At 70.6% G+C, this 12,456-nt stretch carries 11 protein-coding genes; 7 read left to right on the forward strand and 4 right to left on the reverse strand.

The annotated features are described in order from the left end of the window. Positions 1-286 precede the first annotated feature (286 nt). The 3 genes from ACFVSU_RS16520 (at position 287) to ACFVSU_RS16530 (ending at position 3,084) form a co-directional block, all read left to right on the forward strand. The gene (locus ACFVSU_RS16520) at positions 287-988 is read left to right on the forward strand and encodes a metal-dependent transcriptional regulator (RefSeq protein ID WP_056369572.1); all 702 of its coding nucleotides are present in this window, start codon (positions 287-289) and stop codon (positions 986-988) included. Positions 989-1,301: 313 nt separating this feature from the next. Then, a complete protein-coding gene (locus tag ACFVSU_RS16525; RefSeq protein WP_387145300.1) occupies positions 1,302-2,222 on the forward strand; it encodes a M23 family metallopeptidase in 921 nt (306 codons plus the stop codon). A 364-nt stretch (positions 2,223-2,586) separates the two neighbouring features. Continuing rightward, complete coding sequence (locus tag ACFVSU_RS16530) at positions 2,587-3,084, forward strand: HNH endonuclease (RefSeq protein ID WP_045298202.1); 498 nt, start codon at positions 2,587-2,589, stop codon at positions 3,082-3,084. Between the two features lie 12 nt (positions 3,085-3,096). Here ACFVSU_RS16530 and ACFVSU_RS16535 read toward each other — a convergent pair whose 3' ends face one another. Together ACFVSU_RS16535 and ACFVSU_RS16540 are read right to left on the reverse strand one after the other, a co-directional pair. Then, positions 3,097-3,498 carry a hypothetical protein gene (locus ACFVSU_RS16535; protein ID WP_387145303.1) on the reverse strand — a complete coding sequence of 134 codons (402 nt, stop codon included), beginning with the start codon at positions 3,496-3,498 and terminating at the stop codon, positions 3,097-3,099. Positions 3,499-3,599: 101 nt separating this feature from the next. Then, the gene (locus ACFVSU_RS16540; protein WP_387145306.1) at positions 3,600-4,124 is read right to left on the reverse strand and encodes a MarR family winged helix-turn-helix transcriptional regulator; all 525 of its coding nucleotides are present in this window, start codon (positions 4,122-4,124) and stop codon (positions 3,600-3,602) included. 40 nt (positions 4,125-4,164) lie between these two features. On the opposite strand from ACFVSU_RS16540, the gene ACFVSU_RS16545 reads away from it, so the two are divergent. After that, a complete protein-coding gene (locus ACFVSU_RS16545; protein WP_387145309.1) occupies positions 4,165-5,085 on the forward strand; it encodes an EamA family transporter in 921 nt (306 codons plus the stop codon). Here the strand turns inward: ACFVSU_RS16545 and ppk2 are convergent. After that, entirely contained in the window at positions 5,037-5,849 is an 813-nt protein-coding gene (ppk2, locus tag ACFVSU_RS16550; RefSeq protein ID WP_387145312.1) for a polyphosphate kinase 2, read from the reverse strand. The two genes, ACFVSU_RS16545 and ppk2, sit on opposite strands and share 49 nt — an antisense overlap. A gap of 127 nt (positions 5,850-5,976) precedes the next feature. On the opposite strand from ppk2, the gene ACFVSU_RS16555 reads away from it, so the two are divergent. The 3 genes from ACFVSU_RS16555 to ACFVSU_RS16565 all read left to right on the forward strand — a co-directional run bounded on the left by ACFVSU_RS16555 (position 5,977) and on the right by ACFVSU_RS16565 (position 12,012). Then, positions 5,977-6,774 carry a hypothetical protein gene (locus ACFVSU_RS16555; protein WP_387145315.1) on the forward strand — a complete coding sequence of 266 codons (798 nt, stop codon included), beginning with the start codon at positions 5,977-5,979 and terminating at the stop codon, positions 6,772-6,774. A 1-nt stretch (position 6,775) separates the two neighbouring features. After that, complete coding sequence (locus ACFVSU_RS16560) at positions 6,776-8,482, forward strand: DNA polymerase Y family protein (RefSeq protein ID WP_387145318.1); 1,707 nt, start codon at positions 6,776-6,778, stop codon at positions 8,480-8,482. Between the two features lie 95 nt (positions 8,483-8,577). Continuing rightward, positions 8,578-12,012 (forward strand): error-prone DNA polymerase, encoded by a 3,435-nt coding sequence (locus tag ACFVSU_RS16565; protein ID WP_387145321.1) that lies wholly within the window; start codon positions 8,578-8,580, stop codon positions 12,010-12,012. Positions 12,013-12,039: 27 nt separating this feature from the next. Here ACFVSU_RS16565 and ACFVSU_RS16570 read toward each other — a convergent pair whose 3' ends face one another. Beyond that, positions 12,040-12,366 (reverse strand): hypothetical protein, encoded by a 327-nt coding sequence (locus tag ACFVSU_RS16570; protein WP_387145324.1) that lies wholly within the window; start codon positions 12,364-12,366, stop codon positions 12,040-12,042. Positions 12,367-12,456 lie beyond the last annotated feature (90 nt).

The following is a 12,456-nucleotide window of genomic DNA, read 5'->3' on the forward strand; positions in this document are numbered from 1 at the left end:
CGAATCCCGTCCAAGACACCACGGTCAGTCAATCGGAGAGTCAGGACGACCGCTGCGGGGCTCCCAGCACCAATCATCACTGTCAACCGGGCTTCCGCAGGGCGCGGTCACCACCTCGGCTCATGCAGAACCCCGGTTGACCTGTCGAAATGCTTCGCAGCGGGGGAGGGGAGCGGACGGATGCTGCTGCCCCAGGCCGTGCGGCGGGCGCCGGGCCGGCAGGCCTCGGCGTCGGGAGCAGAGGATAGGCTGTCCTCAGCCCCTTGAGACACCTGAGGACACCGCGATGACCGATCTGATCGACACCACTGAGATGTACCTGCGCACGATCCTCGAACTCGAGGAGGAGAACATCGTGCCGCTGCGGGCGCGCATCTCGGAGCGCCTCGGGCACTCGGGCCCGACGGTGTCGCAGACGATCGGCCGCATGGAGCGCGATGGACTCGTCGTCGTCTCCGAGGACCGCACCCTCGAGCTCACCGACGCGGGGCGGCAGAAGGCCGTCGACGTCATGCGCAAGCACCGCCTCGCCGAGCGTCTGCTGTCCGATGTCATCGGCCTGGACTGGGCGTACGTGCACGAAGAGGCCTGCCGCTGGGAGCACGTCATGAGCGAGCAGGTCGAGCGTCGCCTCGTCGAGCTGCTGGGCCACCCCACCGAGTCCCCGTACGGCAATCCGATCCCCGGTCTCGACCAGCTCGGCGATGTGCCGACGAACGGGTTCGAGCAGGGCGTCGTGGGTCTCGTGCGCCGCCTCAACGACGCGGGCGAGCCCATCACCGGCACCGTCCGCCGGCTCGCCGAGCCCGCACAGGTCGACCCCGAGCTGCTGCAGCAGCTGAAGGGCGCCGGCGTCGTGCCGGGTGCCGTCGGCGACTACCGCTACAACGAGGGCTACGTGCTCGTGCAGATGCAGGGCAGTGACGAGGGGCTGGAGCTCCCGGTCGAGATCGCGTCGCACATCTTCCTCGTCGACGACGTCCGCTGAGGTCGGCGCGTTCCACTGAATGGGACGATCCTGACCGTGTTCACGCGCCTCGAGGGCTGCTCAGCCACGCCGGATGCCGCATTCCGCGGGCGTCGATGACGCACTGTGCGGAGATTGCCAGGCGTGGAGCGTGACATAAACGTGACCTTCGGGTAGCCTCGAACAGTCCACCAGGCGAGAAGCCCGCCGACAGGACCCCGCGTGGATTGCCTCACCGGCTCGTCGTCCACATGTGGTGAAGCCCGCACGTCGTGCCCCGACATCGAGTGCTGACGAGCCAGGCGCCCCGGCGCAGAGGCGCCGGAGGACCAGTTTGGCTGAAGAGATCGAGTCGCACGCGAACGTGCCCGAGCATGCCGCGGCGGACCAGAACCGTCGTGCGCGCAATCGGAAGACCCCCGTGCGACGCTCACGCTCTGTCGCGCCCGCGAAGCCGACCGCGGCCCGGGCGGATGCCCGTCCCGCCGCGTCGTCGTCCAAGAAGGGTCGCGTGGTCAAGCCGCTGCGAAGCCTCGTGGTCCTGACGATGGTGGGCGGTCTCGTCGCCACGGTCGCGATCCCGGCGTTCGCAGCCGGCGCCACCGCGGTGGCCGAGGATTCCAAGACGATCCAGCAGATGGCCGTCGACAACGCGCAGACGTTCGTCGCCGCCTCCGACGCGAACGCCAGTGAGCTGTCGCGCGAGAGCTACGCGGCCACCACCGCGGAAGAGATCGAGAAGAAGAAGGCCGAAGAGGCCGCCGCCGAGCGTGCGCGCCAGGTCGCCGCCGCTGCCGCCTCTGCGGCGAAGTCGCGCGGCACCACGGTCCCCACGAACATCGCCCTCACGTCGCCGGGCACCGGCGAGGTGCGCTGGCCCCTCCTCAACTTCACCAAGGGCCGCGGCCTCTGGGATTCGGGCTACCACCAGGGCGTCGACCTCCTGACGTCGTGCGGCACGCCCATCTACGCGGCGGCGGCCGGCGTGGTCAAGGTCTCGCAGGAGAGCTACGGCGGCTACGGGGTCGGCATCTCGATCGACCACGTCATCGGCGGCCAGCAGGTCAACACGCTCTACGGCCACATGACGTACGGCAGCCGGCAGGTCTCGGTCGGGCAGAGCGTCTCGGCGGGCCAGCTCATCGGCCTCGTCGGCAGCACCGGCAGCTCGACCGCGTGCCACCTGCACTTCGAGGTCCACATCAACGGCTCGGTCGTCGACCCGTGGGCATGGCTGCAGGCCAACGCGGGCTGATCACAGACCTTCTGCAATCACATCGGAGAACGGATGCCTCGAGCCGAGGCATCCGTTCTCTTCTTCGTTACCCGACACGCCATCAGCCGTTCAGTCCCCGCGCGCCCCGGGCGTGTCGCGGTGGGTTACCCTGGGACTCGACGCTGAGAGAGCGGAGGGAGCCGATGGGCTGCACACCACGCATCCGAACCATGGATGCGCTTGGACGCCTCGTCCTTCGGCATTGCACGAGCGAATGCCGCGGCATTGCCGTGGCGCCAGGGCGCTGTCTGTAGACAGCGCCTTTTTTCATGCCCCTGCGCCCTTGATCGTCGCGCAAGTCGAATAACCGAGAAGCCGTCCCGGCCATTCGAGAGGATGATCAATGCGCACTCTGGTGCTGAATGCGGGCTATGAGCCCCTCGCGGTCGTGTCGTTCAAGCGGGCACTCGTGCTCGTCATGAATGAGAAGGCCACCGTGGTGGAACACACCGAGACCGATCCGGTGTGGGGCACCCGACGATCGTACGAACGCCCTGCCGTGATCATCCTCACCCGTTACGTGCGGGTGCCGGGTGGTCGCCACGTGCCGGTGACCCGTCGGGGCGTGCTCCGTCGCGACAACCACCACTGCGCGTACTGCGGCAAGGCGGCGTCGACGATCGACCACGTTCTGCCGCGCTCGCGCGGCGGCGCGGACTCGTGGGAGAACCTCGTCGCGTGCTGCCTGCGCTGCAACAACATCAAGAGCGATCGCACGCCGCAGGAGATGCACTGGGAGCTGCGGTTCACGCCGCGCCCGCCCCGGGGTGCGCAGTGGACCGTCCGCGGCACCGAGCGCACCGATCCGCGGTGGGAGCCGTACCTCGCCCTCGCCGCGTGATCGCGCACGGAGTCAGGAGAGCGTGAGGCCCGAGACCTCGAGGGCGAGCAGCGTCGCGCTCACGAACGCCAGCCCGGTGTAGACGAGGTCCTCGAACCAGTCGAAGAGCCCTGGTTCGCGTGCCGGCATCATCTTCGGGTTGTAGTAGAAGATCGACACCAGGATCACGAGCACCGAGAAGACGAGCCCGATCCACGCGGCGAAGGGCACGCCCAGGAAGAGCAGCACGACCACGACGGTGGCGAGCACGTACAGCCACAGCCCCTGGAGGAAGGCCCGCATCGAGTCGTACCGCGACACGCCCGCTTTGGCGGTCGCCCGCCAGAACTCGTAGATCAGCGACAGTGCGAACGACACGATCAGCACCCACGCCGACACGGATTCGAGCAGGCTCGGGTGAACGGCACCGTCCATGGGCTGGCTCCTCGCAGGTCTCGTGGAGCGAGCCCACGGTCGGCCTCACGCTAGCGGGTCGGAGGCTGTGACGGGAAGATGCGTTCGTCGACGCTGTGGCGTCAGCTCCGGTCGAGGACGCGCAGCCAGCGGGTGAGGATCGGCTCGAGGGCCGCAGCATCCGTCGTCCCGAGCTCGTCGAGGATGCGGCGCTCGTTCGCGAGGTGCGCGGCGATGGCGCGATCGATGAGGTCCCGCCCTTCCGGGGTGAGTCGCACCAGGCGCTTTCGGGCGTCGGATGCCTCGACCCGCCGCTCGACGAGCCCTCGGGCTTCGAGGCGGTCGACGCGCTTGGTGAGGCCGCCCGTGGTGACGAGGGTGTGGTCGGCCAGCTCGCCTGCGGCGCGCTCGAACGGCGCACCGGCGCGGCGGAGCGTGGCCAGCACGTCGAACTCGCCCTCGCTGAGTCCGAACTCGCCGTAGACCGCGACGAGACGCTCGGTGAGCTCGAGCGCGACGAGGTGCAGGCGCCCGATCACGCCCTGCGGCGACGGGTCGAGGTCAGGGCGCTCGCGGCGCCACTCCTGCTGGATCTCGCCGACGCGGTCGAGTGGTTCGTTGTGCGCAGAGCGGTCGTCGGCGGCCATGCGGCCCATCTTATCTTCCCGGTAAGATAAAGTATCTTCCATGGAAGATAAGCGATGGATGTGGATCCTCGTGACGGCGATCGCCCCGATCGCGTGGGGGAGCGGGTACGTCGTCACGCACAGCCTGCTGCCGGCGGAATCCCCGCTCTGGGGTGGCGTGCTGCGGGCGCTTCCGGCCGGGCTCATCGTGCTGCTCCTCGCGCGCCGGCTTCCGCGCGGGTCATGGTGGTGGCGCTCGCTCGTGCTCGGCACGTTGAACGTCGGCGGCTTCTTCGTGCTCGTGTACGTCGCCGGCCAGCGGCTGCCGTCGAGTCTGGCCGCGACGCTGATGTCGGCATCCGCCGCGTGCATGCTGCTGTTCGCGTGGCTGCTGCTGCGTCGACGGCCGCGGCTCGCCGCCGTCGTGGGCGCGACCGTGGGACTCGTCGGCGTGGGGGTGATGCTGGGCTTCGACGCGGAAGGCGCCGATCCGTGGGGCGTCGCCGCGTCGCTCGGCGCGATGGTCGCCTCCTCGATCGGGTTCGTGCTCACGGCGCGATGGGGCTCCGACGTTCCCGCGCTGCCGATGACGGCGTGGCAGCTCGTCGCCGGCTCGATCGTGCTGCTTCCGGCTGCGGTGCTCGTCGAGGGTGCACCGCCGACGCTCACGGTGCCGTCGGCGCTCGGCTTCGCGTACCTCACGCTCGTCGCGACGGCGCTCGCCTACGTCGCGTGGTTCGCGGGGCTGCGACGCCTGTCTCCGGGGGTGGTCGGCGTGGTCGGACTGCTCAACCCCGTCACCGGGGTCTTTCTCGGAGTGGTGGTCGCGGGCGAGGCGTTCGGGGTGCCGCAGGCGGTGGGGGTCGGCCTCGTGCTCGTCGGGATCGTGCTGGGTGCGGCACCTGCGCGGCGTCGCGCCGATCGTCCGGTGCGTCAGCGGTGGTCGGCGTCGGCGAGTGTGGATGCGACGTCGGGAACGTAGTTCTCGAGGTTGCGCGGCGGGCGCTCGTACCCGCGGGACGGCGGACGCTGTGGGATGACGACGTCCTCGCGGTCGACGACGTCGTACGGGATCCGCGAGAGCAGGTGGGAGATCATGTTGATGCGGCTGCGACGCTTGTCGACCGAGGGCACCTCGTACCACGGGGCCTCGGGGATGTCGGTGTGCACGAACATGCTGTCTTTGGCGCGGGAGTAGTCCTCCCACTTCGTGATCGACAGCACGTCGTTCGGGCTCAGCTTCCAGCGGCGCATCGGGTCGTCGGCGCGCGAGCGGAACCTCGCCTCCTGCTCGTCCGGTGAGACGCTGAACCAGTACTTCAGCAGGAGGATGCCGTCTTCGACGAGCATCCGCTCGAAGATCGGCGCCTGATGGAGGAAGCGGTGGTACTCCGCATTGGTGCAGTAGCCCATCACGTGCTCGACGCCGGCCCGGTTGTACCAGGAGCGATCCATCAGCACGATCTCGCCTGCCGCGGGCAGGTGTGGCACGTAGCGCTGGAAGTACCACTGGCTGCGTTCGCGCTCGGTGGGAGTGGGGAGAGCGACGATCCGCGTGACGCGCGGGTTCAGATACTCCGACACGCGCTTGATCGTGGAGCCCTTGCCCGCGGCATCGCGCCCCTCGAAGATCACGACGATTCGTGCGCCGCTGGCTTGGACCCAGGCCTGCATGTCGACCAGCTGGGCCTGCAGGCGCCGCAGCTCCTGCTCGTAGGCCTTCTTCGGGATCCGCGGCTCGCTCATGGATCCTGAGGGTACAGGCTGACGCCCGGTCGCGGAATGGAGAATCCTCGAACATAACTGTCGGAACCCGGTACTACTCTCGTTCACAGCGATTGAAAGACTAGAACATGCGTTCTATAATGTGGGAATGAGGGCGATCGTGCAGCTCACGGCACAGCACGTGCACGAGACCGCCGGCCAGAGGCCGACGGGCTCCGATCCCGCCGCCCTCGGCGCGTCTTCGCTGGGTACCGTCGCGCAGCTGCGCGCCCAGGTCGAGCGGGTGCAGGGGCGACGACTCGACGCGCCGGTGCTGCCGGTGCATCCCGCGCTCGCCTCGCTGCTTCCCGGGGGCGGTCTGCGCCCCGGGTCTGCATACTCCCTGCCGCGCTCGACGTCGGTGCTGCTGGCGCTGCTGGCACAGCCGTCGCAGGCAGGGTCGTGGTGCGGGGTCATCGGCATGCCGCGGCTCGGCGCCGAAGCGGCCGAGGGGCTCGGCGTCGATCTGTCGCGGCTCGTGCTCATCCCCGACCCGGGCGCGCGCTGGCTCGCGGTGACCTCGACCGTCGCCGAGGTGCTGCCGGTGGTCGCGGTACGTCCGTCGGGCCGGGCGGCTGACGGCGAGATCGCCCGCCTGGCGGCGCGGCTGCGCGATCGCGGTGCGGTGCTTCTCGTGCAGGGGCCGTGGCCGCAGGCCGAGGCGGTGATCGAGGTGGGCGAGCCGACATGGGAGGGGGTCGGTCGCGGGCACGGGTATCTCGCCGGCCGAGAGGTGACGCTCACGTCGTCGAGTCGGCGCTGGCCGCGATCACGGCGGGCGCGCGTGATGCTTCCGGATGCTGCGGGGCACGTCTCCGCCGCGCCCGAACGCATGCGGCGCGTCGAGGTGCTGCCCTCGGCCGAGTCTGCGGAGCCCTTCGCGCAGCAGATCAGAGCGGTGGGGTGACATGACGCCGGGTACGCCCGTCCGGAGCCTCGTGCTCTGGTTCCCCGACTGGCCGGTCACGGCTCTCGAGCGGGAGGCGGGTGCGGCCGAGGCCGCCGAAGACGAGGTCGGGCAGCGGCCGGGTACTCGCACGGATGCGGCGCAGGAGAAGTTCGAGGCGAAGCCCCCGGTCGCCGTCGTGGAGCGCAACCTCGTGGTCGCGTGCTCGGCGTCCGCGCGTGCGGAGGGAGTGCGCCGCGGGCAGCGCCGACGCGATGCCCAGGCGCGGTGTCCCGGGCTGACGCTGGTCCCCGCGGATGCCGCCCGCGATCACCGCGCATTCGCCCCGGTCGTGTCGCTGATCGAAGAGAGGGCGCCCGGGGTACAGCTGGTGCGTCCGGGGCTGTGCGCGCTGCGCGCGCGTGGTCCGGCGCGGTACTACGGCGGCGAGGTCGAGGCCGCCCGCATGCTGATCGGCACCCTCCACGAGTCAGGGCTCGACGGAGTGCGGGTGGGCATCGCCGATGGGCCGTTCACCGCGGAGCAGGCGGCGCGCGGTGGCACGAACGCCGCAGATCCGGTCTTCGTCGTGCCCGCCGGTGGTGCGGCAGGCTTCCTCGCCCCGCTGCCGGTCGCGGTGCTCGACGCCTCCGCGCTGCTCAGCACCGGCGCGGCGGGGGCGAGGGAGGCGACAGACCTCGTGGGTCTCCTCGCTCGGCTGGGCGTGCAGACCCTCGGCGGATTCGCCGAGATGCCCACCGATCGCGTGCGCGAGCGGTTCGGCGAGCGGGGCGTCCGGCTTCACGCGCTCGCCGCGGGGCGCGACTCGCGACCGGTGCAGCCGCGCACGCCGCCGCCCGAGCTCGAGCGCGAGATCGCGTTCGAGCCGCCCCTCGAGATCGCCGATCAGGTGGCGTTCGCCATGCGCGTCACCGCCGACGACTTCGTCGCGGGTCTCGGCGCCGTCGACCTCGTCTGCACCGAGCTGCGGGTCGAACTCGTCGGAGACCGCGGGGAGCGCAGCGAGAGGGTGTGGCTGCACCCCGGATCCTTCGACGCCGCGGCGGTCGTCGACCGTGTGCGGTGGCAGCTCGCGGAGGACGTCGGGACGGGCGACGCGGCCGGCGGCGGGCTGCGCAGCGGGGTGACGCTCGTGCGGATCTCGCCGGAAGCGGTGGATGCGGCATCCCATCACGCTCCGGCGCTGTTCGGCGGCGGACCCGAGGAGCGGGTGCACCACGCGCTGTCGCGTGTGCAGGCGATGCTCGGGCATCGCGGCGTGCTGACCCCCGCGATCGGCGGCGGGAGGTGGCTGGCCGAGCGCCAGGTGCTCGTGCCCTGGGGAGACAAGGACGAACGCGACCGGAAGGCGACCGGCGCCGGGGGCCTCGCGGCGCAGCGCGCACGACCCTGGCCGGGGAGCCTGCCCGACCCGTTGCCGACGACGGTGTTCGCCGACCCGGTGCCGGTCGACGTGCGGGCGCTCGGCGGCGAGCTGGTCGACGTCGACGAACGGGGCAACGTCTCGGCCGTGCCCGCACTCTTCGTCGAGAGCGGCCGCCGTCGTGCGATCGAGGCGTGGGCGGGGCCGTGGCCGGTGGTGGAGCGCGGATGGGATGCCGCGCGCTCGCGCCGTGCGCACCGGTTCCAGGTCGTCGACGCTGACGGGGCCGCGTGGCTGCTGGTGTGCGACGGCGACGTCTGGACGGCGGAGGCCACCTATGACTAGGGGACCGCGAGGGTCAAGGTACCGGTCGTTGAGCGAGCGAGGAACGAGCGAGACGAAACGCCTCGGACCGACGGGCAACGGCGGGTGATGGGCTGATGGGCTTCAACAACCCGGGCGTGCCATGGTCCGAGATGGAGCGCGTGCTGAGCGGCCGCCGCAGGCCCGACGCACCGCCGGTCGGCGCGGACGGCGGCGACAGCCCCGCGTGGTCGCACAAACGAGGACCGTACGTCGCGCCCGAGATCGAGCGCCCGGCCGATGCGATCCCGTACGCCGAGCTGCACGCGCACTCGTCGTACTCGTTCCTCGACGGGGCCTCCTCGCCCGAGGAGCTCGCCGAGGAGGCGGAGCGGCTCGGGCTGCATGCCCTCGCGGTCACCGACCACGACGGGTTCTACGGCATCGTCCGGTTCGCGGAGGCCGCGGAGTCGCTGCAGCTCAAGACCGTGTTCGGCGCCGAGCTGTCGCTCGAGCTGCCGAAGCCGCAGAACGGCGAGGCCGATCCGGTCGGCGCGCACCTGCTGGTGCTCGCCCGTGGCGAGGAGGGGTACCACCGGCTGGCAGGGGCGATCACGCACGCGCAGCTGCAGGGGGCGGAGAAGGGCAGGCCGGTCTACGACCTCGAGGAGCTCGCCGCGCAGGCGGCGGGGGAGTGGGCGGTGCTCACCGGGTGCCGCAAGGGCGCCGTGCGCCGCGCGCTCACCGAGAGCCCCGATGCGGCAGCCGGCGAACTCGATCGCCTCGTGACGCTGTTCGGGAAGGACAACGTGCACGTCGAACTCATCGACCACGGCAACCCGCTCGACACCCGTGACAACGACGTGCTCGTCGGGCTCGCGCGGGAGCGGGGTCTTCCGCTCCTCGCGACCAACAACGTCCACTACGCCGTGCCGAGGCGGCAGCTGCTCGCCGCGGCGGTCGCCGCCGTGCGCGCGAACCGCGGTCTCGACGAGCTCGACGGCTGGCTGCCCGCGCACGCGGGTGCCCATCTGCGGTCGGGCGCCGAGATGGCGGAGCGCTTCGTGCGGTTCCCCGACGCCGTCGCCCGCACCGTGACGCTCGCCGACGAGCTCGCTTTCCCGCTGCGCAAGGCGAAGCCTGCGCTCCCGAAGCAGAAGGTGCCCGAAGGGCACACGCCGATGTCGTGGCTGCGGCACCTGGTGTGGGAGGCGGTGCCGCGCAAGTACCCCGATCTGACGGACGAGAACCGGGCGCGCATCGAGAAGGAGCTCGGGGTCATCGAGATGAAGGACTTCCCGGGCTACTTCCTGATCGTCCACGGCATCGTGCAGTTCGCCCGGAGTCGGGGCATCCTCTGTCAGGGGCGCGGGTCCGCCGCCAACAGTGCCATCTGCTACCTGCTCGACATCACGGCCGTCGACGCGATCGCGTACGACCTGCCGTTCGAGCGGTTCCTCTCGAGTCTGCGTGAGGAGGAGCCCGACATCGACGTCGACTTCGACTCCGACCGTCGTGAAGAGGTCATCCAGTGGGTGTACCGGGAGTACGGGCGGGACCGCGCGGCACAGGTCGCGAACGTCATCCAGTACCGCCCCAAGAACGCCGTGCGCGACATGGCGAAGGCGCTGGGGCATTCACCGGGGCAGCAGGACGCGTGGTCGAAGCAGATCGAGGGATGGGGAGCCCTCCTCGAGACCGGCGCCGGTCTCGACATCCCCGATCAGGTGCTGGAGTTCGCGTCCGAGCTGCTCAAGGCCCCGCGGCATCTCGGCATCCACTCCGGCGGAATGGTGCTCACCGACCGGCCGGTGGGCGAGGTCGTGCCGATCGAGCACGCCCGCATGGAGAACCGCACGGTGATCCAGTGGGACAAGGACGACGCCGCCTGGATGGGGCTGGTCAAGTTCGACCTGTTGGGCCTCGGGATGCTGGCCGCCCTGCAGTACTGCTTCGACATGATCCGCGCCTCGACGGGGGAGGACTGGGAACTGTCGACGATCCCGAAGGAGGAGAAGGCGGTCTACGACATGCTGTGCCGTGCCGACTCGATCGGTGTGTTCCAGGTCGAGTCGCGTGCCCAGATGGGGCTTCTCCCGCGCCTGCAGCCGCGCCGGTTCTACGACCTCGTGATCGAGATCGCTCTCATCCGCCCCGGTCCCATCCAGGGCGGGGCGGTGCATCCCTTCGTCAAGCGCAAGCTCGGTCAGGAGAAGGTGACCTACCCCCACCCCAAGCTCGTGCCGGTGCTCGAGCGCACGCTCGGCATCCCGGTGTTCCAGGAGCAGCTCATGCAGATGGGCATGGCCGTCGGCGGGCTCACCGGCGAGGACGCCGACCTGCTGCGCCGCGCCATGGGCTCCAAGCGCGGGATCGAGCGCATCGACTCGCTGAAGAAGAAGCTGTACGCCGGCATGGCCTCGAACGACCTCGTGGGCGAGGAGGCCGACGCGATCTACGCCAAGATCCAGGCGTTCGCGAACTTCGGCTTCGCCGAGTCGCACTCCCTGTCGTTCGCACTGCTCGTGTACGCCAGCTCGTGGATCAAGCTGCACTATCCGGCCGCGTTCCTCGCGGGCCTGCTGCGGGCGCAGCCGATGGGCTTCTACTCGCCGGCGACGCTCGTGGGCGATGCTCGCCACCACGGTGTCGAGGTGCGCCGTCCCGACCTGCACCTCTCGGGCAGTGAGGCGGTGCTCGAGGGCGTCGCCGACGCTTCGACAGGCTCAGCGACCGGTGGGGACGCAGCGACCGGGGCCGAAGGGCCGACCGGCCTCGACTCGTGCGCCGAGCGGAAGCAGCCGCCGGTCGGGCTCTTCGACCTCGACGCGCCCGACGAATCCGCCGCGCACCGCCGCGACGGGAGGTTCGCGGTGCGGCTGGGACTGGCCGGCGTGAAGGGGATCGGGGCGACGGTCGCGCAGCGCATCGTCGCCGCGCGCGAGACGGGCGGGCTGTTCCGCGACCTCCGCGATCTCGTGCGGCGCACCAGCATCACCGCGGTGCAGGTCGAGGCGCTCGCCACGGCGGGGGCGTTCGAATGCCTCGGTCTCAGCCGGCGCGAGGCGATCTGGCTCGCCGGGTCGGCGGCGCAGGACCGCCCCGAGTTCCTGCCGGACTCGCTCATCGCGGTGCAGCCGCCGCTGTTCGCCGACCCCACCAGCTACGAGCGCCTCGCCGCCGACCTGTGGGCGACGGGCATCTCGACCGACGACCATCCGATCACCCACTACCGCTCCGGGCTCGATGCGCGCGGCGTCCTGACCTCCCGCGAGCTGCGCAGTCACGAGGTCGGCCGCCGCGTCGAGGTCGCGGGACTCGTGACCCACCGGCAACGGCCGGCGACAGCATCCGGGATCACGTTCCTGAATCTCGAGGACGAGCACGGCCTCGTCAACATCGTGTGCTCCCTCGGCGTCTGGAACCGCTACCGCCGCATCGTGCGCGATTCCCCGGCGCTCATCGCGCGCGGCATTCTCGAGCGCTCGACCGAGGGCGTGACGAACCTCATCGCCGACGCGTTCGAGGATCTCCGCGTCGGCGTGCAGCACCGCGCGAGGGACTTCCGCTGAAGGACGCCGCAGGGCCGGGGCTCGCCGTCAGATCTCGTCGTCCCAGTCGTCGTGCGAAGGGGGGAGATCGATCACTGCGACCGGGCGCAGGCGTCGCTGGATCGAGTTCAGGCGGGCGACCGCCACCTCGTCGACGAGTTCGTCGTCGTCGCTGTCGGCATCGCGTGCGACCATCTGGCTCGCCGGACCGATGAGCACCGTCACCTCGCCCACGGATCCGTCCAGTTCCCTGGTCGGAACCGTCACCGCCTCCGCCTCACCGGCTTCGGCCAGCGCCTGGCCGCAGCCGAGGAGCGCGGCCGCGATGTCGTCCCCCGTCACGAATTCGCTTCCCGCGTAGATCACCCTCTTCACGAGGCCTTTCTACCCCGTGCACCCGCGTTCGCCCTCGGGGGTTGCAGCCTGCGGCCGAACGGGGTAGACCCCGGACCCGCCGATCGGGCG

The sequence above is a fragment of the Microbacterium sp. NPDC058062 genome (assembly GCF_042885375.1).
Taxonomy (GTDB): Bacteria; Actinomycetota; Actinomycetes; order Actinomycetales; family Microbacteriaceae; genus Microbacterium; species Microbacterium trichothecenolyticum_C.

What these genes read in the sequence shown, in the direction of transcription:
- ACFVSU_RS16520 (WP_056369572.1), top strand. Translation starts at nt 287, where the DNA reads ATGACCGATCTGATCGACACCACTGAGATGTACCTGCGCACGATCCTC.
- ACFVSU_RS16530 (WP_045298202.1), top strand. Translation starts at nt 2,587, where the DNA reads ATGCGCACTCTGGTGCTGAATGCGGGCTATGAGCCCCTCGCGGTCGTG.
- ACFVSU_RS16535 (WP_387145303.1), bottom strand. Translation starts at nt 3,498, where the DNA reads ATGGACGGTGCCGTTCACCCGAGCCTGCTCGAATCCGTGTCGGCGTGG.
- ACFVSU_RS16540 (WP_387145306.1), bottom strand. Translation starts at nt 4,124, where the DNA reads ATGGCCGCCGACGACCGCTCTGCGCACAACGAACCACTCGACCGCGTC.
- ACFVSU_RS16545 (WP_387145309.1), top strand. Translation starts at nt 4,165, where the DNA reads ATGGAAGATAAGCGATGGATGTGGATCCTCGTGACGGCGATCGCCCCG.
- ppk2 (WP_387145312.1), bottom strand. Translation starts at nt 5,849, where the DNA reads ATGAGCGAGCCGCGGATCCCGAAGAAGGCCTACGAGCAGGAGCTGCGG.
- ACFVSU_RS16555 (WP_387145315.1), top strand. Translation starts at nt 5,977, where the DNA reads ATGAGGGCGATCGTGCAGCTCACGGCACAGCACGTGCACGAGACCGCC.
- ACFVSU_RS16560 (WP_387145318.1), top strand. Translation starts at nt 6,776, where the DNA reads ATGACGCCGGGTACGCCCGTCCGGAGCCTCGTGCTCTGGTTCCCCGAC.
- ACFVSU_RS16565 (WP_387145321.1), top strand. Translation starts at nt 8,578, where the DNA reads ATGGGCTTCAACAACCCGGGCGTGCCATGGTCCGAGATGGAGCGCGTG.